The organism is Microlunatus phosphovorus NM-1 (assembly GCF_000270245.1).
Classification (GTDB): Bacteria; Actinomycetota; Actinomycetes; order Propionibacteriales; family Propionibacteriaceae; genus Microlunatus; species Microlunatus phosphovorus.
Genome location: NC_015635.1, coordinates 3,168,589 through 3,191,435 on the forward strand (window position 1 = coordinate 3,168,589; position 22,847 = coordinate 3,191,435).

General features: G+C 67.7%; 22 protein-coding genes and 1 pseudogene. 8 read left to right on the forward strand and 15 right to left on the reverse strand.

From position 1 onward, the window contains the following. Positions 1 to 474: 474 nt before the first annotated feature. The 9 genes from MLP_RS14215 to MLP_RS14255 all read right to left on the reverse strand — a co-directional run bounded on the left by MLP_RS14215 (position 475) and on the right by MLP_RS14255 (position 11,185). Positions 475 to 1,074 carry a TetR/AcrR family transcriptional regulator gene (locus tag MLP_RS14215; RefSeq protein WP_013863824.1) on the reverse strand — a complete coding sequence of 200 codons (600 nt, stop codon included), beginning with the start codon at positions 1,072 to 1,074 and terminating at the stop codon, positions 475 to 477. Next, positions 1,071 to 1,667, reverse strand: a complete 597-nt coding sequence (locus MLP_RS14220) for a biotin transporter BioY (protein ID WP_013863825.1) — start codon at positions 1,665 to 1,667, stop codon at positions 1,071 to 1,073. The genes MLP_RS14215 and MLP_RS14220 overlap by 4 nt, the downstream gene beginning before the upstream one ends. Before the next feature lie 47 nt (positions 1,668 to 1,714). Then, entirely contained in the window at positions 1,715 to 2,767 is a 1,053-nt protein-coding gene (locus MLP_RS14225) for an ABC transporter substrate-binding protein (protein ID WP_013863826.1), read from the reverse strand. 64 nt (positions 2,768 to 2,831) lie between these two features. After that, the gene (gene gatB, locus MLP_RS14230; protein ID WP_013863827.1) at positions 2,832 to 4,355 is read right to left on the reverse strand and encodes an Asp-tRNA(Asn)/Glu-tRNA(Gln) amidotransferase subunit GatB; all 1,524 of its coding nucleotides are present in this window, start codon (positions 4,353 to 4,355) and stop codon (positions 2,832 to 2,834) included. Next, positions 4,352 to 5,869, reverse strand: a complete 1,518-nt coding sequence (gatA, locus tag MLP_RS14235; protein ID WP_013863828.1) for an Asp-tRNA(Asn)/Glu-tRNA(Gln) amidotransferase subunit GatA — start codon at positions 5,867 to 5,869, stop codon at positions 4,352 to 4,354. Before gatA ends, gatB begins: the two co-directional genes overlap by 4 nt. A 3-nt stretch (positions 5,870 to 5,872) precedes the next feature. Beyond that, on the reverse strand, positions 5,873 to 6,169 hold the full coding sequence (gene gatC, locus MLP_RS14240) for an Asp-tRNA(Asn)/Glu-tRNA(Gln) amidotransferase subunit GatC (RefSeq protein WP_013863829.1): 297 nt from the start codon (positions 6,167 to 6,169) through the stop codon (positions 5,873 to 5,875). Continuing rightward, positions 6,153 to 8,240, reverse strand: a complete 2,088-nt coding sequence (locus MLP_RS14245; protein WP_013863830.1) for an ABC transporter ATP-binding protein — start codon at positions 8,238 to 8,240, stop codon at positions 6,153 to 6,155. Before MLP_RS14245 ends, gatC begins: the two co-directional genes overlap by 17 nt. Then, positions 8,233 to 9,933 (reverse strand): ABC transporter transmembrane domain-containing protein, encoded by a 1,701-nt coding sequence (locus MLP_RS28610; RefSeq protein ID WP_013863831.1) that lies wholly within the window; start codon positions 9,931 to 9,933, stop codon positions 8,233 to 8,235. Before MLP_RS28610 ends, MLP_RS14245 begins: the two co-directional genes overlap by 8 nt. A 97-nt stretch (positions 9,934 to 10,030) precedes the next feature. After that, entirely contained in the window at positions 10,031 to 11,185 is a 1,155-nt protein-coding gene (locus MLP_RS14255; protein ID WP_041790071.1) for a DUF1015 family protein, read from the reverse strand. Positions 11,186 to 11,265: 80 nt separating this feature from the next. Between MLP_RS14255 and MLP_RS14260 the strand changes: the two genes are divergently transcribed. The 6 genes from MLP_RS14260 to MLP_RS14285 all read left to right on the forward strand — a co-directional run bounded on the left by MLP_RS14260 (position 11,266) and on the right by MLP_RS14285 (position 16,032). Beyond that, positions 11,266 to 11,886 (forward strand): ACT domain-containing protein, encoded by a 621-nt coding sequence (locus MLP_RS14260; RefSeq protein WP_049804757.1) that lies wholly within the window; start codon positions 11,266 to 11,268, stop codon positions 11,884 to 11,886. 131 nt (positions 11,887 to 12,017) lie between these two features. Next, positions 12,018 to 12,617, forward strand: coding sequence for a flavodoxin domain-containing protein (locus tag MLP_RS14265; protein WP_083844025.1), 600 nt, complete (start codon positions 12,018 to 12,020; stop codon positions 12,615 to 12,617). Positions 12,618 to 12,654: 37 nt separating this feature from the next. Then, the gene (locus tag MLP_RS14270; RefSeq protein ID WP_013863835.1) at positions 12,655 to 13,158 is read left to right on the forward strand and encodes a YqaA family protein; all 504 of its coding nucleotides are present in this window, start codon (positions 12,655 to 12,657) and stop codon (positions 13,156 to 13,158) included. Positions 13,159 to 13,394: 236 nt separating this feature from the next. Next, on the forward strand, positions 13,395 to 14,444 hold the full coding sequence (locus MLP_RS14275; RefSeq protein ID WP_049804758.1) for an ABC transporter ATP-binding protein: 1,050 nt from the start codon (positions 13,395 to 13,397) through the stop codon (positions 14,442 to 14,444). Next, complete coding sequence (locus MLP_RS14280; RefSeq protein ID WP_013863838.1) at positions 14,441 to 15,238, forward strand: ABC transporter permease; 798 nt, start codon at positions 14,441 to 14,443, stop codon at positions 15,236 to 15,238. The genes MLP_RS14275 and MLP_RS14280 overlap by 4 nt, the downstream gene beginning before the upstream one ends. Beyond that, positions 15,235 to 16,032, forward strand: coding sequence for an ABC transporter permease (locus tag MLP_RS14285; protein WP_083843829.1), 798 nt, complete (start codon positions 15,235 to 15,237; stop codon positions 16,030 to 16,032). The genes MLP_RS14280 and MLP_RS14285 overlap by 4 nt, the downstream gene beginning before the upstream one ends. Positions 16,033 to 16,123: 91 nt before the next feature. On the opposite strand, the gene MLP_RS14290 is transcribed toward MLP_RS14285, so the two are convergent. Genes MLP_RS14290 through MLP_RS14310 form a run of 5 tightly spaced genes read right to left on the reverse strand, consistent with a single transcriptional unit; the run spans position 16,124 to position 19,981 of the window. After that, positions 16,124 to 16,357 carry a hypothetical protein gene (locus tag MLP_RS14290; protein WP_013863840.1) on the reverse strand — a complete coding sequence of 78 codons (234 nt, stop codon included), beginning with the start codon at positions 16,355 to 16,357 and terminating at the stop codon, positions 16,124 to 16,126. A gap of 58 nt (positions 16,358 to 16,415) precedes the next feature. Continuing rightward, the gene (locus MLP_RS14295; protein ID WP_013863841.1) at positions 16,416 to 16,658 is read right to left on the reverse strand and encodes a hypothetical protein; all 243 of its coding nucleotides are present in this window, start codon (positions 16,656 to 16,658) and stop codon (positions 16,416 to 16,418) included. Between the two features lie 40 nt (positions 16,659 to 16,698). Then, positions 16,699 to 18,837: an NAD-dependent DNA ligase LigA gene (gene ligA, locus MLP_RS14300; RefSeq protein WP_049804553.1), complete on the reverse strand. Its 2,139-nt coding sequence runs from the start codon at positions 18,835 to 18,837 to the stop codon at positions 16,699 to 16,701. 32 nt (positions 18,838 to 18,869) lie between these two features. Continuing rightward, on the reverse strand, positions 18,870 to 19,337 hold the full coding sequence (locus MLP_RS14305; RefSeq protein ID WP_013863843.1) for a nucleoside deaminase: 468 nt from the start codon (positions 19,335 to 19,337) through the stop codon (positions 18,870 to 18,872). Beyond that, on the reverse strand, positions 19,334 to 19,981 hold the full coding sequence (locus MLP_RS14310; protein ID WP_013863844.1) for a CGNR zinc finger domain-containing protein: 648 nt from the start codon (positions 19,979 to 19,981) through the stop codon (positions 19,334 to 19,336). The genes MLP_RS14305 and MLP_RS14310 overlap by 4 nt, the downstream gene beginning before the upstream one ends. Positions 19,982 to 20,085: 104 nt before the next feature. Here MLP_RS14310 and MLP_RS14315 point away from each other — a divergent pair. Next, positions 20,086 to 21,255, forward strand: a pseudogene (locus MLP_RS14315) (MFS transporter); the annotation flags it as partial. A 52-nt stretch (positions 21,256 to 21,307) separates the two neighbouring features. On the opposite strand, the gene MLP_RS28985 reads toward MLP_RS14315, so the two are convergent. Beyond that, a complete protein-coding gene (locus MLP_RS28985; protein ID WP_083843830.1) occupies positions 21,308 to 21,619 on the reverse strand; it encodes an MTH1187 family thiamine-binding protein in 312 nt (103 codons plus the stop codon). Positions 21,620 to 21,686: 67 nt separating this feature from the next. Here MLP_RS28985 and galE point away from each other — a divergent pair, with 67 nt between their 5' ends. Then, positions 21,687 to 22,700 (forward strand): UDP-glucose 4-epimerase GalE, encoded by a 1,014-nt coding sequence (galE, locus tag MLP_RS14320; protein WP_013863847.1) that lies wholly within the window; start codon positions 21,687 to 21,689, stop codon positions 22,698 to 22,700. Positions 22,701 to 22,847 lie beyond the last annotated feature (147 nt).

Below are 22,847 nucleotides of genomic sequence, written 5' to 3' on the forward strand. Positions count from 1 at the left end.
CGCGCCGTACTCGTGGGCGACCGAGGGATCCAGGTCGCAGCAAGTGCGATCGGGGCCGGCAGCGCCGTTGCCTTGCCCTCGTGCACGTCACCCTTGTTGATCCGTACGCCGGCGGGGCCGTCGGCCATCTGCAGCCCCGGCAGACCGAGGCGCTCGAGCGGACCGGAATAGAACCCGTAGTTCCAGTTCAGGTCACCGGTGGCGAAGGCGACCTTCTCCTCCAGGGTCATGTCGGCCAGCAGGCCTTCGACGCGCTCCTCGACCTCGGGGGTCGCCCACGAGGGCGAAGCCGAGGTGGTGTCGTCGGGATGTGCGGTTTCTACCATGTGTGACACTCCGTTGGGGTCGGTGGGTGGGTTGATGTGCGCGTGGGTCGGATGGGTGGGCGGGGTCGGATGGACGCGGACGGTTGTCCGCGTCCGGAGTATCTAGCGAAAACCGAACCGCGTCAATGTTTCGTCTCGCCCGGGTCGTCTATCCCGGCAAGGATCGCCAGGACGAGCGGCAGATCAACTGCCACAGGCCGGTGAGCTGACCGGTGATGTCCACCGAGTGGTCCAGTGCCCATTGCACCTGCAAACCGTCCGCGGCGGCGATCAACAGGTCGACGGCAGCCCCGACATCGACGGCCGGGCCCATCTCGCCGTGCTCCTGGGCGTTCACGATCGAGGTGACGAGCATCCCGCGTACCCAGTCGTAGCGCCGCAGGAAGAACTCTCGGGACGGATGTCCGTGAATGGTCGCCTCGGCCGAATACTCCACGTACAGCTGCACCAGCCCGGGGACCTCGGCGTTGTGGGCGATGAGGGCCAGGAAGCCCTCGAAGCTCGGGTTCGGCAGATAGTACGTCTCGTTGTCGCGTTCGTCCCTGGCTCGCAGCACCGCCTCGTACAGCTCCTCGCGGGACCCGAAGTAGTGCATCAGCCCGGCCTGGCTCAGCCCGACCCGGCGGGCGATCTCGCGGCTGGACGCCTTGCGGCAGCCATTCTGGGCGATGACCTCGAGGGCCACGGCGAGGATCTCCTCGCGTCGGGCCACGCCCTTGGCGTACGGCCCTCGGTCCCGACCCGTCACACTTGGACCGACTGTCGATCGCGTGGCTGCTGGTCCGGCAGGATGCCCGGCAGTGCCTGGTGTACGCCCCGCGCGACCAGGGCCGCGGCGACGGCCTTGATCAGGTCGCCAGGCAGGAAGACGACCGACACGGTCGCCGCCTTGGCCAGCGGCAAGTGCCCGATGATCGACATGCCGACGATGCCGAACGCATACAGCACAACGATGCCGCCGAGCACGTTCACCGCGATCCCGCGGGGCAGCGACCTGGCCGCGTCGAAGCGCTCGGTCAGCCAGCCGATCACGAAGGCCGCGAACGGGAAACCGATCAAGAACCCGGCGCTGGGGCTGACGAAGACACCCAGCCCGCCACGGCCACCGGCCAGCAGCGGCAGCCCCAGCGCCACCAGCACCAGGAACACCACGACTGCGGCGGTGCCCCGCCACTTGCCGAGCACGGCGCCAGCCAGCATCACGCCGAGCGTCTGCAAGGTGATCGGCACCAGCACACCCGGAACCGCGATAGCGGGCACCAGGCCCAGCGCAGCGATGATCCCGACGAAGACGGCGATCAAGGCCAGGCCGGTGGCGGAGAACGGTCGGTTCGGCGTCACCTGTGGAATCGTACGGTAAGCGAGCGCTGATGCTCGCAAGCAGCAGGTTACGCCGGGACCTTCGTGGCCGGATCACCGTCTGCGGCGGCCCGCAGCTGAGGCACGTAGCGATCGAGAACGTACGGCAGGCTGAGCGGTGTCACCATGTTGAAGGCGGCGTCATAGATCTCATCGCCCTGCGGCGTGATGTAGATGTCGCGTCCCTCGACGTTGGCCTTGGTCGAGGTCCAGACCTTGCCAAGGGAGGAATCGACCTGTTGCTCGGTGTCCAGCCAGATGACGACATCGAGATCGTCCAGATCCACCGCCCGCTCGGCACTGAGCGACCAGCCGTACGCGTTCTTCGGCCGGCCCTCCAGCAGAGCCGACGGGAAGTCGAACCCGAGTTGCTGAAGCAGTCGGCCACGCGGATCCTCGGGCCCGAAGACGTACACGCCCTCATACGGGGACACGATCGCCCCGGTGCCACCGGAGAACTCCTCGCCGGCCTTGGCGATCTTGTCCCGGACCCGGTCGACGAGCGCCTGACCCGCCGCAGGCTTGCCGACCGCCGCGGCCACGGTGAGAGTCGCCTCGTCCCACGGCACGCCGTAGTCGACATAGTCGCCCGGCTGCGCCGCCACCGGAGCCAGCTTGGACAGCAGGTCGTATTCCTTCTTGGTGATGCCGGAGTAGACGGCGATGATCAGGTCGGGTTCGAGCGCGGCCACCTTCTCCACCGGGACACCGTCGCTGGAGTTGTCCAGGACCGTCGGCAGCGGCGCACCGCCCAGCGCCTCGGTAGCCCAGGGGAACACCCCACCCGGAGCCTCGTACCACTGCGAGGTCGCAACCGGCACGATCCCCAGCGCCAGCAGCGCGTCCTGCTCCACCAGGCCCACGACCACGATCCGCTTGGGTGCGGCGGTGACGGTGGTCGTCCCGTACTTGTGCGTCAAGGTGACCGGGAAAGCGGCTTCCTGGTCGGGGGCTGCGTTGCTGCCGGGGGCCCCATCGGATGGGGTTGTTGCCGCACAGGACAGCAGCCATGGCCCGGCGGCCAGGATCGACAGCCCACGTACCACGTCGCGACGACTGATTCGTGGGTCACGCTGATTCATCTGATACCTCCCAAGTCAGGTGAGGCTAACTTAAGGGTCCAGACCGCCCGCCCGTCAAGGCTCCTCAGCCGAGCTTGGTCAAGATCAGCTCGCGAACTTTCCCAGCGTCGGCTTGACCTCGCATCTGCTTCATCACCGCGCCGATCAGGGCGCCGGCGGCCTGCACCTTGCCGGCCCGGATCTTGTCGGCGACATCCGGATTGGCCGCGATCGCCGCATCCACCGCCGCGCCCAGCGCCGAGTCGTCGGAGACCACCGCCAGGCCACGCTTCTCGACCACCTCCGCCGGTGAGCCCTCACCGGCCAGCACGCCCTCGATCACCTGCCGGGCGAGCTTGTCGTTGACCGTCTTGGCATCGACCAGTTGCTGCACCTCGGCCACCTGCTGCGGCGTGATCCCGGCGTCGGCCAGCTCCACGCCGGCGTCGTTGGCATGCCGGGAGATCTCGGTCAACCACCACTTGCGCGCGCTCTGCGGTGAGGCACCGGCGGCGACCGTCTGCTCGATCAGGTCGACCGCGCCGGCGCTGACCACGTCACGCAGCTCCAGCTCGGAGAAACCCCACTCGGCGCTGAGCCGCTTCAACCGCTCGGCCGGCGGCTCCGGCAGCGTGGCCCGCAGCTCCTCCACCCACTCCCGACTCGGCGCCACCGGCACGAGATCGGGCTCCGGGAAATAGCGGTAGTCCTCTGCCGTCTCCTTGCTCCGGCCGGCCGTGGTCGCGCCCGTGTCCTCGTGCCAGTGCCGGGTCTCCTGGGTGACCGTGCCGCCATCGTCCAGCACCGCGGCCTGCCGGGTGATCTCGTACCGGATCGCCCGTTCGACGCTGCGCAGCGAGTTGACGTTCTTGGTCTCGGTCCGGGTCCCGTACGGCGCATCGGTGCCCGGGCGCAGCGACACGTTGGCGTCGCAGCGCAGTGACCCTTGCTCCATCCGGACGTCGGAGACGCCGAGCGCGCGCAGCAGATCCCGCAGCATGCTCACGTACGCCCGCGCGACCTGCGGGGCCTTCTCCCCTGCCCCTTCGATCGGCTTGGTGACGATCTCGATCAGCGGCACGCCGGAGCGGTTGTAGTCCAGCAGTGAGTGGTCGGCGCCATGGATCCGTCCGGTAGCACCGCCCACGTGCAGCGACTTGCCGGTGTCCTCCTCCATGTGGGCACGCTCGATATCGACCCGATAGGTCTCGACTGTGCCGTCCGAACCGGGGACCTCGACCTCGCACCAGCCGTTGTAGGCGATCGGCTCGTCGTACTGGGAGATCTGGTAGTTCTTCGGCATGTCCGGGTAGAAGTAGTTCTTCCGGGCGAACCGGCACCACTCGGCGATCGAGCAGTTCAGTGCCAGCCCGATCCGGATCGCCGACTCGATCGCCTTGGCGTTCACCACCGGCAGTGAGCCCGGCAGCCCCAGGCAGACCGGGCAGGTCTGGGTGTTCGGCTCAGCACCGAACGCCGTCGAGCAGCCGCAGAACATCTTCGACGCGGTGTTGAGCTCGACGTGCACCTCGAGCCCGAGAACCGGGTCGTAGCGCTCCAGGGCTTCGTCGAAGTCGACGACCCGAGCCTGCGAGACATGGGCGCTCATCGTGCGATCTCCTTGATCTGGCTCAGGAGCGGTCCGCCCCAACGGTCGACGAGGGTGCGCTCCAGCGCAGCGCCAACCCGGTAGAGCCGGTCGTCGGCCAGCGGTGGCGCCATCACCTGGAACCCGACCGGAAGACCATCTTCCGGCGCCAGTCCGACCGGGAAGGAAGCCGAGGCGTTGCCGGCCAGGTTGGACGGGATCGTGCACAGATCGTTCATGTACATGGCCAGCGGGTCGTCCACCTTCTCCCCCAGCGGGAACGCCGTCACCGGCGTGGACGGTGAGACCAGCACGTCGGCCTGCTCGAAGGCACCGGCGAAGTCCCGGCTGATCAGGGTCCGGACCTTCTGCGCCGAGCCGTAGTAGGCGTCGTAGTAGCCGCTGGACAGCGCGTAGGTGCCGATCATGATCCGGCGCTTCACCTCCGCGCCGAAGCCGGCCTCGCGGGTCAGCGCCATCACCTGCTCGGCGCTGCGGCTGCCGTCGTCGCCGACCCGCAGCCCGAACCGCATCGCGTCGAACTTGGCCAGGTTGGAGGACACCTCGCTCGGCATGATCAGGTAGTAGGCGCCGAGCGCGTACGTGAAGTGTGGGCAGGAGACCTCGACGATCTCCGCACCCTGCGCGGCCAGGATCTCCAGGCCCTCACGGAAGCGCTGCTCGACCCCGGGCGCATAGCCCTCGCCGCCCAGCTCCTTCACCACGCCGATCTTCATCCCGGAGACGTCGCCGGAGCGGGCGGCCTCAACCACCGGTGGGACGGGTGCGTCGATCGAGGTGGAGTCGTAGGGGTCGTGCCCGGCGATCACCTGGTGCAGCAGAGCCGCGTCCAGCACGTTCCGGGCGCACGGTCCCGGCTGGTCCAGCGAGGACGCCATCGCGACCACGCCATAGCGGGAGGTGCCGCCATACGTCGGCTTCACGCCGACAGTGCCGGTGACCGAGGCTGGCTGCCGGATCGATCCCCCGGTGTCGGTGCCGATCGCCAGCGGCGCCTCGAAGGCGGCCAGTGCCGCGGCCGAGCCGCCGCCGGAGCCACCCGGGATCCGGCTGGTGTCCCAGGGGTTGCGGGTCGGACCGTACGCGGAGTTCTCGGTGGAGGAACCCATCGCGAACTCGTCCAGGTTCGTCTTGCCAAGGATGACGATGTCGGCATCCAGCAGCCGCTTGGTGACGGTCGCGTCGTACGGAGGGATCCAGCCCTCGAGGATCTTCGAGCCGCAGGTCGTCGGCGCGCCTCGGTAAGCCAGGATGTCCTTGAGCGCGAGCGGTACGCCGGCCAGCGGGCCAAGCTGTTCCCCGCCGGCGATCCGGTGGTCGATGATCGCCGCCTGCTCGAGGGCGCGCTCGGCATCCACGTACAGGAACGCGTTGATGGTGCCGTCGACGGCTTCGATCTGGTCGAGGTGTGCCTGGGTCACGGCGACCGAGGTGGTCTCGCCGTTGGCGATCGCGGCAGCCAGTTCCGCGGCGGTGCTGTGGATCACCCCGGTGCCGTTGGTCTCTTCAGCCATTGGTCAGGCCTCCTCTCCGAGGATCCGCGGGACCCGGAAGCGGTCCTGCTCGGCCGCCGGGGCCCCGGCCAGCACCTCGTCGACCGGCAACGACGGGCGCACGACGTCCTCGCGGAACACATTGGTGAGCGGCAGCGCATGTGAGGTCGGCGGGATGTCGGCGGTCGCCACATCGGACACACTCGCCACCGACTCCAAGATCACGTCCAGCTGCGGCGCCAGATGGGCCAGCTCATCGTCGGTCAGCTCGATCCGGGCCAGCCTTGCCAGGGCGGCCACGTCGTCAGGACTCAGTGCCACGGGTCAGTTCTCTTCTCGTTTGCGTTGGATCCCGCCGGGAGGGAATCAGGACATCCCCGTCCAGGCATCTAGAGGTGAAGCCGGTCAGCCATCCTAGGCGGTCGCTGCTCTCGCCTTCGGCACCGTCAGAGCGGCAGGTAGTGGACGCCGTCCTTCCCTGTGTCGGTCGGTTCTCACCGGAGCCCGGTGTCTGGCCCGCCCACGTGCTCCACAGTTGCGCGTAGACCCCAGCGGAATCTCGCAGGCGGTTCGGCGGACCCGACTCGACGATGCGGCCGCCGTCCATCACCACCACCCGATCCGCGGTCTCGGCGATATCGAGCCGGTGCACGATGGCGAGCACCGTCCGTCGGTCACCGGCAACGGATCGTTCGACAGCCAGTGCCGTCGTCGGGTCGAGCAGCGAGGTCGCCTCGTCCAGGATCATCACCGGTGGGTCAGCGGCGAGAATACGAGCAATGGCAATCTGCTGAGCACGCGCCGGTGACAGCGACAAGCCATCGACACCGAGCTGGGTGTCGAGGCCCTCCTGGAGACATGCGAGCCACGGCCCGGCGCCCACGGCTTGGAGCGCCGCGACGATGTCCGAGTCGGTCAGCTGCTGCCGAGACAGCCCGATGTTGTCGCGCAGGCTGCCGGTGAAGACGTGGTGCTCCTGGGTCACCAAGGCGACTTTCGCCCGGAGCTCGGGCAGCGGAATGGTGGAGACCTCGACCCCACCCAACGTCACCGAACCCCGACCGGGGGCGGCGATGCCGCTGAGAAGCCTCGCCAAGGTGGACTTCCCCGATCCCGAGGCACCGACGACGGCAACGGACTCCCCGGCCGGGATCGTCAGATCCAGCTGATCGAGCACGTCGTGCCCACCGTCATAGGAGAAGGCGACCTCGTCACACCGCAGGTCTGTCCCCCGATCTGTCCCCCGCGGCGGCATCGAGTGCTGTGCCTCAGCATCCCGGTCGCGCAGGTCGAGTCCGGTCACGCGGGCGGCGGACACGACGCCGGTGAGCACCCCGCCGAGGGTCTGGACGAGCCGGTTGACCGGTGCCGGCCAGGACAGGCTGTAGAGCACCGCGGTGGTGAGCGTCCCGATGTCGATCCAGCCCTGCGAGCGGGCGAACACACCGAGCAGCAGGGTGGGCACCAGCGGCCAGTTGTAGGCCACCTCCAAAGCGAAGAACAGCCGCAGCCGAAGGCCGAGTGTGTATCGCTGAGCCTCCGACACCAGCTGGAATCGGTCTGCCAGATCGTCAAGACGAGCGTTCTCGAGCCGCAGCGTGCGTACCAGCCGTACGCAGTCCACCGTCTCCAGCACCGACGCGTTCAGCCGGCTGTCCACCGAACCGGCGTAGAGGTACGCGGCCGGCGCTCGCCGGAGAAATCGCCGAGACGCCCAGACGATCAGCGGCAGCCCCAGCAAGGTCGGCACCGTCAACAACGGTGAGTTGAGCACCATGCCCAGCAGGATCGTGATCGAGGTGATGGCCGCCAGCAGCACTTGCGGCACATCGTTGCGCAACGTGTCCCCGACAACGTTCGAATCCTGGGTCAGGCGCGTCGTCAGGTCACCGGAACTCGCTCGCTCAATGCGACCCAAGGGCAACGACAGGGCATCGCGGACGGCCTTCTCACGGAGCTTGGCTGTCATTCGCTGTCCGACGATCACCTCCCAACGCGCAGCCAGGTAGGTGAAGATCGCCTGCAGCCCGACCACTCCGACGATCAGCAGGAGCAGTCCCCGGACTCCGTCGGTCGGCATCGACTCAGCAGAGGAGACCAGCGACCCGAGCAGCCTCGGCAGCGTCTGCGTCGCGACGGCAGCCACCACCGTGAAGACGATCAGCAGCACCACCAAACCCACCGAGCCGCGGAGCTGCGTTCGCCACAGCCTGCCGACCTCACCAAGTGGGGCGACCGGCAGGTCGCGATCGTTGCCCTCGAGCTCGGCGAAATAGGCTTGGGCTTGAGCGGCACGCTGCCGGTGCGTTCCTCGATCGGTCGCCAACTGATCGAGGGCCTCAGCCACCTCCCAGGTCTCGGCGGACCTGTCCAGGGCTATCGGATCAGCCATGGCCCACGGCTCCACGAACGAGAGCACCGTAGCCAGGGATGGCCCGCAGCTCCTCGTGCTTGCCAGCACGCCAGCCGTCGTCGTAGACGAACACCACAGACTGGCAGCGCGCCAGCCACAGCGGCGACGAAGTGATCACGATTGTCGTGAGACCCTCCCGGAGTCGGGCGACTCGCTCGGCGATTCGATCCTCGGTAACACTGTCCACAGCCGACGTCGGCTCCTCCAGCACGACGGTCGGAGCGCCCGAGAGCAGTGTGCGAGCCAGCGCGAGGCGCTGTCGCTGCCCCCCGGAGTATTCGCGTGCTCGTTCGGTGACCCGAGTCGCCCAACCGTCCGGTGCGGCCTCGAAGATGTCTTCGGCAGCGGCCGCCCACAAGGCCCGTTCAGCGGCCACTCGGGTACTGGTTCCGGTGGGGTCGAGTGTCGAGCGCAGCGTCCCGCTGAACATCGACACCGCCGCCGGCATCACGACGAGGTCATCGGACAGCCCGAGGACGAAGGGGTCCGCACCGTGCACGCTCGCGAACACGAGTCCCGTCAGCTCTCCGCGGCGGAACGTCAGGCCGCCGAGCGCCAGCTCTGCCTGTGCACCCGACTCGTGAACCTCCAGCTCCCGCGCCTCCAACTTTCGCGGTGTCTCCGAATCCGGAGCGGCAGAAGAACTGCTCGCACCCGATGCGTGGGCCGCTCGGACAACGCGTGCTACCCGAGCAGCGGCGACCTGAGCTCGCACGAGCACCTGTCCGAACCCGAACAGCGTGTCGATCGGCCAGGTCAGGAACGTCGCATAGCCGAAGAGCGCGATCAAGGCGCCCACCGACAGCGATCCGGCCAGCACCATCTCCACCCCGAGCCAGGCCAGGGCGCTCAACAGCACACCTGCGGCCAGGACACTGCTCATCCGGATGAGTGCCTGCCAACGGCCGGCGGCCTCACCGGCTTCGCGGGTCAATGTGGACTGATCACGATAGGCATCCTCGAACGAGGACTCACCGCCGACGCCACGCAGCACCCGGACACCGGCGGCGATGTCACTGGCGATGGCGGTGAGACGCCCGGTCGCCGCACGTTCCGCGGCTTGCCTGCGTGTCGTCGGTCGCAGCAGGGGGCGGACCGCGAAGTACATGAAGGGTGCCGCGATGACCACCAGCAGTCCCAAGGGCACCGAGGCCCGAAGGACGACGATGGTGACAGTGACGTACGCCACCGCGGCACCGAGCGCGTGCGCGGTGCCGCCCGCCAAGCCTGCTAGCGTCCCCGCGTCACTCGTCGCACCCGTGACGATGTCGCCACGCACCTTCTGGTCGACCTCGTCCGGGTCGTGTTTCGTCGCGGCACGGACCAGGATCTCGTCCACATGGAACCGCATGATCAAGCGATTGCGCTGGGTGTAGACACCCATCACCGTGCCGAAGAAGCCTCCCACCAGCACGGCCAGGAACAGCAGCCCGGCTGCCGCCAACAATCCAGGGTCCGTCCAGCCCGCAGCCGAGCGGTCGATGGCCAGGCCCACCAAACGCGGCCCGACCGAGCCTGGGATGAACCACAGGACCGCCAGCAGTCCGGCGACGAGGATGACCGGCAGTTGGCGTCGCAGCAACTCCCGGATCAAACCCCAGGGCGACAGCTTCGGCTTCCGGCCCAGGGCAGCCCACAGGGCATCGCCGTCCTGGGGTGGGTAGTCGATCACGGTTGGATGTCTATAACACCAGGGCCAGGCGCAACAAGGTGATAACTCATCCCCGATGTCGGGGACAAGCCTTCACCTCGTCGGCGACAACAGGAGTTCAGAGGGGGCGAATCACGAACCCCGTCTTGAGTTTGGGGGTGAAAAAGGTCGATTTGGGCGGCATCAGCAGCCCCTCACGGGCGGTGCGCTCGATCTCGGCGACGCTGACCGGACGGATCAGCACGGCGCAGGCGGCGCGGCCCTCGTCCACCGCGGCCAGGGTCTCGGCGAGACCATGCTGGTAGGTCACGGGCACCTCGCCCAGCGTGTGTTCCAGCCAGGCGCCGTCCAGTGAGCGGACCTCGTGGAATGCGCCGGGAATCGGGTCCAGTCGATAGGTCCGGTCCGGGGTGTAGAGCACCAGGAAGCCCTCGGTCTGCATCGCGGCGAGCGTCTGCGGGGTCGGCCGGTCCATCTCGGTCAGGGTGAAGGTGTCGCTGAACTCGCTGTAGAGCCGGTCGTACAGCCGGTGGATCGCGGCAACACTGAGCTGATCGGCCACCAACTCGCTGACGAACGTCAGGGTCTCCTCGGCCGGCGTGTCGGTCCGTCCCGTGGCGGCGCGCACCTCGTCACGATAGATCCGGCTGATGCCGTAGCGATGATGCCCGTCGGCGATCAGCACGTCGTCGGCACCGACCGCAGCGGCGATCGCGGCGATCCGATCGGGATCGGTGACCCGCTCGACCCGATGCCGTACGCCGTCCTCGATCACCTCGCCGATCAGCTCGCCCGGCTCGGCGAGCAGTTCAGCGAGTCCGGCGCTGAGCGAGAGTCCCCAGACCGGTGACAGGTTGGCCCGGGTGGCCCGGGTCAGATCCAGTCGGTCGGTGGAAGCCTTGGGCGTGGTGCGCTCGTGCGGCAACACCCCACCCGCGCCCGCGTCGACGACCTCCAGGCCGCCGAGCACACCGACGATCTCGCGGGGGCTGCCGGTCTCGTCGGTGAAGCTCAGCCGGTAGAGCGTGAAGCTCGGCTCGTCGTCGCCGACCAGGACTCCCCCGGCGCACCAGTCTGCGAGAGTCGCCGCCGCCACCTCGTACCGGTCGTCTCCCCCGCGCGGCACATCGACGTGGGTGACGTTGTGCTCGTCGAGCGCCAGGTAGTGATCGAGATCGGCGTCGGACAACACGTCGTACGGCGGTGCGATCAGGGACGCAAGCTGGTCGGTGTCGGCGTAGCGGAGGGCGGCAAAGGGGCGGAAGCGAGGCACGGGCCTAAGCCTGTCATGCGACACTGCAGGGTCCGAAACATCCTGGTAACCAGGGATGGGAGAGGATAGGCAGCGTGTACCTGATGCGGGTGTCCCTCCCCGACCGGCCCGGCTCGCTGGGCCTGGTCGCCAGTGCCGTGGGCAGCGTCGGCGGTGACATCAACGCGGTCGAGATCGTCGAGAAGGGCGACGGCGTGGTGGTGGACGACTTCATCGTCGATCTGCCGCCCGACCGGCTGCCCGAGACGATGATCGCCGCCTGCCAGCACCTGGACGACGTACGCGTGGAGTGGATCTCGCGCTATCCCGAGGGCGGCGGGCTGCAGTCCGACCTGGAGGCGCTCGAGCGGATGACCGCCGATCCGGCCAACGCGGCCGAGACGCTGGTGTCGCTGAGCCCCGTGGTCTTCCGCTCACACTGGTCGGTGTTGCTCGACGTGGCCGGCGATCGGGTGTCCACGCTTCGGGCGACCACGCTGGCACCTGAGTTCCACACCGCCAATGCCGGACCGCTCACCCCGTTCGAGACGACGCACCGCTGCGATCTGGCGGCCGGTTGGCTGCCCGGCTGGGCCGAGTCGACGGCGGTCGTGGTGCCCCTGACGCGCGACCGGGTGATCGTCATCGGCCGGCACGGCGGGCCGCCGTTCCTCGACTCCGAGATCGCCCGGCTGCACCACCTGGCCGAACTGATCAAGTAGCCGTTCACCAAGTCGTCACTTCCCAGGGGACCTTCGACCCACCGAGGTTCCCCATTGACCCTTGGAGTGAGTCTTGGTTTTCGGCGATCCTGGCCATGAGATCGAGTGCGATGGCCAAGGAGGCGAGTGTGATGGCCAAGTCAGTCAGCAAGAAGGCGTCGGCCGGTAAGAAGTCGGCTGCCACCAAGAAGGCGTCGGGCAAGAAGGCGCTGGTGGTGTACGAGTCGATGTTCGGCAATACCGAGAAGGTCGCGCATGCCATTGGCGAAGGCCTTTCCGCGTCGCTGGAGGTCGAGGTCGTCGAGGTGAGCGAGGCCCCGGTAGAGCCGGGTCCGGACGTGACCCTGGTCGTCGCGGGCGGTCCGACACACGCCTTCGGGATGACTCGCGAAGAGACTCGGGCCGATGCCATCGAGCTCGGCGCGGAACACGGCGCCCGAGAGTTCGGGCTTCGGGAGTGGATCGACCGGCTCCCTGCCCGCCATGGCGGTCCCAGCCTGGCTACCTTCGACACCCGCTCCTTGGGCAGGCGTCGGATGCCTGGGTCGGCCGCGCGGGCAGCTGCCCGCGCCGCGCGTCGGCATGGCTACGACGAGGCTGCGCCGGCCGAGAGCTTCTTCGTCGCCGACACGGACGGACCGCTGGTCCCCGGTGAACTCGAGCGGGCGACCGATTGGGGCCGCGACCTGATCGCCCTGGTCAAGGTCACCGCCAAGGAGACCCGCCACTGATTGATCGGTAGCCCCGATCGGTCGGTAGCCTGCCCCGATGACCTGGGGTGTGCTGCTGGCGTGGCTGACCTCGGTCGCGTTCGGCGTCGTCTCGGCGATTGTGCCGGTGGTGAACGCCGAGCTCTACGTGCTCGCCTCCCAGGTCACGCTGGAGGTCGGCGTGGTGCCGATCGCCGTGGGCGTCGGCATCGGCCAGACCATCGGCAAGTGCCTGCTCTTCTACGGCGTCCGGCGAGGCCGCCAGTTCCGCTTCGTCCAGGAGCATCGAGAGAAGGTCCGAGCCCAGCCACGTGGTCGAGTGCGCCAGGCGTTGCACGAGGCCATCCAGTTCCTGCTCCGCCTGGTCGGCACGAAACGCTGGGGTCTGCCGATCACCTTCGTCGCCGCCGTGGCCGGCATCCCACCGTTGTACGCCGTCGCGCTGTTGGCCGGCGCGACCCGCATGAAGCTGCTCTATTTCGCGCCAGTGGTGCTGGTGGGCCGGATCACCCGGTTCCTGCTGGTGGCGTACGGGGTGAACCTGCTCCCGTTCTGGCCGTGAGCTTCAGATGAGCCCGTCGAAACGGGCTGCGGTAGTGTCGGCGGCATCATGAGCCAGGTGATCAAGCGAGGTAGCGGGAACCGCTAGGTCCCGCCTCCCTCCTCGATACCCGGACCGTCCGGTCCGGTTCCGCCCGCCCCGAAGTGTTCGGGAGCGGCGGCGTACGTGGTGTGGGTCCACGCTGGGCCGGCGATCACGTCCCGCCCGACTCCAACGAGCCCCTCGAGGTGATCATGATGTCTGCTCTCTCCACCCGTTCCCACCCAGGCGACGTCGTCGTACGTTGCCGTGATCTGACCAAGCATTTCCGGTACCACGAGCAGCAACCCGGCCTCGCCGGAACGGTGCGGGCCCTTCTCCGCCGCCGTCACCGCACGCGGGTCGCGGTCGAAGGGCTGGATCTGGACCTGGCGCCGGGTGAGGTCTGCGGTCTGCTCGGTCGCAACGGCGCCGGCAAGACGACCACGATCAAGATGCTCTGCGGTTTGATCCAGCCGACCGCCGGGGAACTCAGCGTGCTCGGTGAGCGCCCGTCGCGCCGCTCGTTCACCTTCCTGCGCCAGATCTCGGTGATCTTCGGCCAGAAGAGCATGCTGTGGTGGGACCTCCCGGCCTACGACTCGCTGCTGCTGCACCGGCGGATGTACGACCTGAGCCGCAGTGAGTTCGACCTCGCGGTCGGGCAGCTCAGCGAACTGCTCGAGCTCGGCGACCTGCTGAGCATTCCTGTCCGCCGGCTCTCACTCGGGCAGCGGATGCGCTGCGAGCTGGCCCTGGCGCTGTTGCATTCACCTCGGCTGCTCTTCGCCGACGAGCCGACCATCGGGCTGGATGTCTTGGGCAAGCGCGTCATCCGCGACTTCCTGGCCCGGGTCAATGTCGAACTCGGCACCAGCATCGTGCTGACCAGCCATGACATGGACGATGTCGCGGCCCTGTGCCCGAGAGTGGTGCTGATCGACCACGGAACCAAGCGCTACGACGGTGATCTGACCGGGCTGGCCCGCTCGGTGCGGCCCGCCAAGCAGATGATGGTGACGTTCACGGCGGAGCCGCAACTACCCGATCCGCTGCCACCTGGCGTAACGGTGGTTGGCCGGCCTGCCCCGGATGTGCTGCAGCTCGACATCGACCGGGAGTGGCTGGCTGAGGTTCTCACCGCGGTGTCCGGGTGGGGTCCGGTGGTCGACCTGGAAGTGACCGACGCCGACCTCGACGAGGTGATGGTCAGCGTGTTCGACGGTTTCCCCGAGCAGCGGTCGCCCGGCGAAAGCCGCTCGGCATGATCGCCCGGACGGCGCGCACCTTCGGGGCTCTGGTGTCGCGCGACATCCAGATCACCTTGACCTACCGTGCGTGGTTGTTCTGGCTGCTGTTGGGCAATCTCCCGGTGCCGGTGATCTCGTTGCTGGTCTGGCAGGGCGCTGCGGCACTCGGCGCGGAGCTGTCGGTCGAACAGGACTACCTGGTGACCTACTTCGTCCTGGTCGCACTGGTCAGCATGCTGACCAGCAGCTGGTCGGCCGGATTCCTGGCCGATAGCATCCGGCTCGGCGATCTTGCCTCGTGGCTGGTCCGTCCGTGCTCCACCCACCTGAACGGGATCGCCAACAACGTGGCGGAGAAGATCGCCAAGCTCGTCTTGATGGTGCCGATGGTCGCCGTCCTCGCGCTGCTCATGCATCGCCAGATCAGCCTGCCCACCGACCCACTGCGTTGGCTCGGCTTCGGGGTGGCGATCGTGCTGGGCTCGGTGATCATGTTCGCCCTCGACGTCCTGATCGGCAGCTTGGCCTTCTGGGTCGACGAGGTGTCGGGGGTGCTCCGAGCGAAGAGTCTGGTCGCCGGCGTGCTGTCCGGGGCGGTCCTGCCGCTCGCCCTCATGCCTGCCGTGCTTCAGCCGGCGCTCGCGGTCCAGCCGTTCCGGTACGTCGTGTCGTTCCCGCTGGAGGTCCTCCTCCTGCCGACGATTCCCGGATCGGGCTTTGCGCTCGCGACCGGCTGGGCCGCGGCGCTCAGCGCGACGGCCGCCGTGGTCTGGCGGATCGGGCTCCGCGGCTATCAGGCGGCAGGAGCATGAGGACCCTACGACGACATCTGCTCGTGTGGTGGCAGGTGACGGTCCAGGCGATCCGCCGAGATCTGCAGTTCCGGTCGCAGGCGGCCACGACCCTTCTCACCAGCATCGTCGAGCTGGGCCTGGCGCTGGTGCCGGTGTTGATCCTCGCCTCGGTCGCCGGGACGGCGAGCGGTTGGTCCGCGCCCTTGGCCCTGGCTGTCAGCGGTGCGTACGGGATCTCGGCCGCTGTCTTGGACTGCTTCGTCGGCCCCAACTGCGCCCGCATGGACCGCTACATTCGCGAGGGCGAGCTGGACCTGCTGCTGATGCGGCCGGTCAGGACCGGTTTCCTCGCCGCGGTGCGCTGGGTTGCGCCATCCGAACTCGCCGCTATGGTGCCCAGTGCCGGGCTCCTGGTGATTGGCCTGCGGCTCGCCGACGTCCAGCCGGACACCGCGTCCGTCGCCCTGGCCGTCGGTTGGGCCCTTGTCGGGGTGGTCGCGTTCGCTCTTCTGTGGCTGAACCTGTCGTACTCGGCGTTCTGGATGGATGGCTCTGAACCGGTCCCCTTCGTCGTGCTGTCGCTGCGAACCGCGGGCCGGTACCCGCGGTCGTACTTCCCCCAGCCGGCGCGGGTCGTGCTGGCCACCGCGATCCCTGCCGGGCTGCTGGGAGCCGTGCCTGTCGAGGCCTTGCTGGGAGACGGCTCGGTGGGCCTGCTCGCGGTCGCGGCCCTTGGGCTGCTCGGCGCGGGCGGATTGACTGCGCTGCACTGGTCGATCGCCCTGCGGCGCTACTCGGGAGCAAGCACCTGAACGCAGATCGGGTGACGAGAAGGAGCTTTGGCACCCGTTTCGGCCGGAATCGGGTACCAAAACTCCTTCTCGCCGAGCGAGAATGCCGAAGCTAGCTCTGATCGCCGAGCCCGAAGCCGATGTTGCCGGTCATCAGGTAGTAGACGTACCAGCCGAGCAGAAAGCAGGCCAATAGAGCGCCGAACAGTGCCAGGCTGACCCAGATCCGCATCCGCCGCTTGGACTTGGTGGTCGGCACCATCTCCGGACCCCACTCGCCCAGGTTGGGCTGCACCCGCGGTGGCGTACCCGCGTTCAGGTTCAAGTTGGAGAAGACCTTCGGCACCCGACCAGGGTAGTCGGCAGTCAGGCACGGGAGACTCGGCCGTGTGTGATTGGCCGCATCAGTCCAGGTCCGCCCACACTCTCGCAGCGTTCTGCCTGGCCCATGCAGCAAACGATGCCAGGTCAGGATCCTCCCCCTGAGTCGCGTAGATGGCGGCGTCCCGCTCGGCGCGCTGCCGCCGAGCCGCGCGGCGCAGGAGCTTGCTGAGGACGGCCTCACGGCCCTGCCCGGATCGCTCGACTTCCTGATCGAGGAAGCTGACGGCATCCTCGGGAAGACGGACGGTGATCTGGACACTCATACCAAGTGCATACCAATGTGGTGGGCAATTGGGAATAGGTTCATGACGATTCGCCCGTTACAGCGATGTCAGCCGCCGCGTCCGGCCCGTCGGTCAGCAAGACGCCGAATGCCTCGGCACCCCGCAGAATCGGGACCTTGAGGGCTACCGCCTTGTCGTACTTCGAGCCGGGTGACTCCCCTACCACCACGAACGAGGTCTTTTTGGACACAGACCCAGCGACCTTGCCACCACGCGAGGTGATCGCCTCGCCGGCCGAGTCGCGAGTGAAACCCTCCAGGGACCCAGTGACCACGATCGACAAGCCCGCCAGCGACTGATCGGTCTGCTCGGGCTGCTCATCTCGCATCACGGCTCCCGCCGCCTGCCACTTCCGTACGATCTCGCGGTGCCAGTCGACGGCAAACCAATCCTTGATCGCGGTGACCAGAGTCGGGCCGATGCCCTCGACCTCGGCCAACTGCTCCTCGGTCGCGCCTGCCAATGCCTCGATCGAACCGAACGCCCGGGCCACATCGGGGGCGACGCCCTTGCCGATGTGACGAATGGACAGCGCGACCAGGAACTTGTCCAACGGTCGATGCTTCGCCTCCTCCAGATTGGCCAGCAGTTTCGCGCCATTCGCACTCAGCGCACCGGCTTTGGTGCGGAACAGGTCCGTGGTGAGCAGCTTCTCCTCGGTCAGGTCGAAGAGATCACCCTCGTCCGCCATCAGCCCGGCTTCCAGCAAAGCCATCGCCGCCTGGTATCCCAGCACCTCGATATCCAGCGCCTGCCGGCTGGCCAGGTGGAACAGTCGCTCGCGCAACTGCGCGGGGCAGGATCGGGTGTTCGGACAGCGCAGGTCAGCGTCGCCCTCCTTCTCGGGTCGTAGCTCGGAGCCGCACTCCGGGCAGTGCGTCGGCATCACGAACTCGCGTACGACGTCCTCGTCGCGCAGCTCCATCACCGGACCGACGATCTCTGGGATCACGTCGCCTGCCTTGCGCAGCACCACCGTGTCACCGATCAGCACGCCCTTGCGCTTCACCTCGCTCGCGTTGTGCAGGGTCGCCATCCCCACCGTCGAACCGGACACGAACACCGGCTCCATCACCCCGTACGGAGTCACTCGCCCGGTGCGGCCGACATTGACCCGGATGTCGAGCAGTTTGGTGGTGACCTCCTCCGGCGGGTACTTGTACGCGATCGCCCAGCGCGGTGCCCGCGAGGTCGAGCCGAGCTGGTCTTGGACCGAGCGCTCGTCGAGCTTGATCACCACGCCGTCGATCTCGTGCACCACGGAGTGGCGATGCTCGCCGTAGTAGCCGATGAACTCCCACACCGCATCCAGGTCGGGGCACAGCTTGCGCTGCGGGCTGACCGGCAGACCCCAGGCTTCCAATGCCTCGTACGCCGTCGACAAACGGTCCAGCCGAACTCCCTCGACGATGCCGAGACCGTGGCAGATGAAGCCGAGATGGCGAGACGCAGTGATCTTCGCGTCCTTCTGGCGAAGTGAGCCGGCCGCGGCGTTGCGCGGGTTGGCGAACGGCGCCTTGCCGTCGGCGACCAGCGACTCGTTGAGTCTGGCGAAGTCCTCCACCGCGAAGAACACCTCGCCACGGACCTCCACAGTGCCGGGTATCGGGTGTTCGTCGGTCTCGCTCAGCCGGCGCGGGATCGAGTCGATGGTGGCGACGTTGGGCGTGACGTCCTCGCCGAACCGTCCGTCGCCGCGGGTTGCCGCCCTGGTCAGACGGCCGTTCTCATACAACAGGTCGATCGCCAGGCCGTCCACCTTGAGCTCGCACAGATAGCCCGACCGCAAGATCTGCTCCTCGCCCAGCTCCCGGACCGCCCGCTGTGCCCACCGGTCCAGTTCCTCCCGGTTGAACACGTTGTCCAGGCTGAGCAGCCGCATCGGATGCTCGACGGCCGCAAAGGTCGTGGCCGGCGGGCCACCCACCTGCTGCGTCGGTGAGTCTGGGGTCCGCAGCGAGGGATAGGCGTCCTCGATCTCGTTCAGCTCGCGCATCAGCGCGTCGAACTCGCCGTCGGAGATCGTCGGGGCATCCAGCACGTGATAACGCCAGCGCGCCTCGTCCAGCAGCTCGGTCAACTCGGCATGACGCTGCTGAGCCGCGCTGTCCGGCTCGGCCTGCTGTGCGGTATCGGTGGGGTGTGGGGCGTCCGTCACGACTGGAACTCTATTGCCGCCCACCGACAGGCTCAGTCTCGCCAGGAGTCTCCATGGACCTCGCGCGCCCCAGGAATGTCGAACGGACCCAGCACCTGGATCGGTCGCTGGCCCGCGGCGAACACCTCACGGGATGGCATTGCCAGAGGCGGGTGCTCCGGGCCGTTCGCCGCCATCGCATTCAGCTCGGACTCCGCCAGGGCGAACACCACCTTGGTGATGCCCGACCAATAGATCGCCCCGGCACACATCGCGCAGGGCTCCGTACTGCTGTAGATGGCATAGCCGGCCAGGTTCGGCCCGATGGTCCGGCTGGCCAACCGGACCAGATTCGTCTCCGCATGCCCGGTGGCGTCGGAATCCGTCATGACGGTGTTCTGCGCACTCAGCACCACCGTGCCACTCGGGTCGGAGAGCACGGCGCCGAACGGGTGGTTGCCGGCCTGCCTCGCCAGACGTGCCTGCTCGATCGCTAGATCGAGTCTTGGATGGCTGCTCACTTGATCCCCTCTCTTGCCGCCCGCACTCGCGCCACTTGCCGACGGCTTTTCACTCTGCTGCCGCAGCTTCGCATGCTGCACCAGCGCCGGGTGCCGCTCTTGCTGAGGTCCAAGAACAACCAGCCACAGTGACCGTCGTCGCCCGGGCAACGTCGAACCCGGGCAAGTCGTTCGGAAACCGCAAGGTCAACAGCGGATCGGGCGATCGGCCAGACCACCTGATCGAGGGGTCCACGGTCCGGCCAGCACCAATCGAGTCCACCCGAAACGGCGCCCAGGGATGCCTGACGGAGCGTCTGAAGGTACGCCTCCCGGATGACATCGAGCGCCGGAGCCGGGACGCGATCGCCGTCGGCGGCCGTCGAGAACGCCCGGTAGACCGCCTCGCGCAGTCCTCGGGCGTCGGCCAGCACCATGTCGGCAGCGACGGGATCGTCAGCTGCCGCTGTCTCCAACGCCGTCGCTTGCCCGGTCGTCAACACACCCGCCCAAACGGCCCACCGGACCAGTTGCCGGTAGTCGGCGACATAGTCGCGCCCTTGCTCTCCAGGCGGCGGCCGCCGTGGGCCAACCGTGTTGGCGAAATCCAAGCAGGCACTGCCGCCGACTAAAGCCGGCCACCCCGACGTCCGCACAGCACCCATCGCTCTCGCACCATCGCCTTCTCCCGTCGAGCCCTGATACTATCACCGTTCAATACCATCAAACTAGTTTATGCCGGTATGTCACCTAGTCACCGAGAGTAGCTATGACCCCGAGCAACAGAGGCAGTGGCCAAGTCACCGCGATACCACCGGCAGCCCCGAGCCCAAAGCGGACGTTTGCCGGCATCTTTGTCACCGTTTGGGCGAACTTCACCGCATTCGGCGTGGCCGTGCCGGTGATCCCCACGCTCGTCACCCAGACGATCGGCGGCTCTGCCACGCTTGTCGGTGCCGCCTTCGCGACGGCGGCAGTCCTGGCCCTGGTCTTCCGACCGGTCGCAGGTCGACTCGCCCAGCGGCACGGCCCTCGCCGCGTGATGATGCTGGGTTCGCTGCTGGCCGCGCTGGCCGCCGCGGCGTACGCCTTGCCGTTCGGCGAAGCTGGACTCTTGTCGGTACGGATCGCCATCGGAACCGCTGAGGCACTCGTGATGACCGCCGGCGCAGTCTGGACGGTCTCGCTCGCTCCAGTTTCACGTCGCGGACGGATCATCGGCATCTACGGCCTGTCCATGTGGGGCGGGCTCGCGGCCGGTCCGATCCTGGGCGAACTCGCCTATCGGCTGGGCTCGTATTCGCTGGTCTGGGCAACAGCCGCCGCTTTGTCAATCTCGGCGTCCATCGTGTTGGCGGCACTCCCGAAAGGCGAGCGCAGCGACAGCCCCGTATCGGCCCGGTTGCTGCCGCCCGCCGCGATCTTGCCTGGACTCGCACTGGCCGCCGGCGGCTTCGGGTACGCGGCCGTCACCAGCTTCGGCGCGTTGGCGATGGCCAGCCGAGGGATCGACGGTGGCTCCATCCTGCTGAGTCTGTTCAGCGCCGCGTACGTGTTGGTTCGCTTGCTCGCCGGTGGGCTTTCCGACCGGTTCGGTCCGGTTCCGCTCATCCTGGCCGCAGCCACACTCGAAGCGACCGGTCTGACGCTGATCGCGCTGGCGCCGAACTGGGGTCTGGCCGCGGCAGGGGCCGTCATCGCCGGGGGTGGGTTCACCCTCCTCTACCCATCCCTGGCCATCATCGCCGTTGCCACCGCGCCCGAATCCGAACGTGGCGCGACCCTCGGTGCGGTCAGCTCGTTCTTCGATCTGTCGATCGGAGTGGCCGGCTTGGCCGGCGGCGCACTCGCGGCGGTGAGCTACTCAGCTGTCTTCGGCCTCTCCGCGGTCCTCGCTCTGACCGCGATCGCCGCTGCCATTGCCGCACTGCGACGATCACGATCGCGGGATGACAGCCGAGACCGGTCGCTCGCCGACCGCTCGCAGGCCGCTATTCGGTCCGGTCAGGGTCGCTCGCGAGAGCGTCCTCGACCCGCCGGACCTTCGCGTGCAGCATGTCGGTGTGCCCGGGGCGGATATCGGCCTTCAGCACGAGTGATACGCGTGCGGCATCCGCGGCGATCGCCTCGGTTGCGCGTTTGACGACATCCATCACCTCGTCCCATTCGCCTTCGATGGTGGTGAACATGGACGTCGTCTCGTTGGGGAGTCCCGATTCACGGACCACGCGGACGGCTTTGGCGACGGCATCGCCCACACTGGCGTCGCCGCCGGTGGGAGCGACGGAGAAGGCGACCAACATGGACACCAACCTACGGCCAGCTGACCGGGCGCGCGCTGATGGGCCATAGTCGGTAGGCTCGAGCACCGTGCGCGTACTCGTCTCTGGCGGAGCCGGCTATATCGGCTCCCACACCGTCCTGACCCTCATCAAGGCGGGCCACGACGTGATCGTGGTCGACAACTTCTCCAACAGCAAACCAACCGTCATCGCGCGGCTCGAGGCGCTGTCGGGCCGGCATATCCCGGTGCACGCGTTCGACCTGACCGATGTCGACAAAACCGAGCATCTCTTCTCGACCGAGGAGATCGACGCGGTCATCCACTTCGCCGGACTCAAGGCTGTCGGCGAGAGCGTCGAGCGGCCGCTCGACTACTACAGCAACAACCTCGGCTCGACGTTCTCCCTGGTCCGCGCGATGCAGCGGCACCAGGTACGGCTGCTGGTGTTCTCGTCCTCGGCGACCGTGTACGGCACCGACCAGGCCGGCGCCACAGAAGACCGACCCACCTTCGCGACCAACCCGTACGGGTGGACCAAGGTGATGCAGGAACAGATCCTGAGCGACATCGCCCGCGCCGATCCGTCGCTGCGGTTCGCGCTGCTGCGCTATTTCAACCCCGTGGGTGCGCACCCGTCGGGCACGATCGGCGAGGACCCGCAGGGTATCCCCAACAACCTGATGCCGTTCATCGCCCAGGTCGCGGTCGGCAAGCGCGAGAGGCTGAGCGTCTTCGGCGACGACTACGACACCCCCGACGGCACCGGTCAACGTGACTACATCCACGTCGAGGATCTCGCTGCCGGCCACGTCGCCGCGTTGGAGGCACTAAGGCGTACGTCCGAGCCGGTCAACATCTGGAACCTCGGCTCCGGGCGCCCGACCAGTGTGCTCGAGTTGCTGCACGCGTTCGAGAAGGCCGTGGGCCATCAGCTGCCGTACGAGGTGGTGGAGCGCCGCGCGGGTGATGTGGCGACCTCGTACGCCGACCCGTCGAAGGCGAACGCGGAGCTTGACTGGTCGACCACCAAAACCATCGAGGAGATGTGCGCCGACACTTGGCGCTGGCAGTCGCAGAACCCCAACGGCTACCCGTCCTGACCCATCCCTCCTCCTGATCCAGCGCCGCGGCGGCCGTCCGCAGGTCAGCGACCAGCGCTGCGTACGCCTCTTCACGCTCAGCACCGTCGGTCGTCCGCAGGACGGCAGAAGGGTGCGCGGTCGCCAACAGCGTGCGCGGTTGGCCGT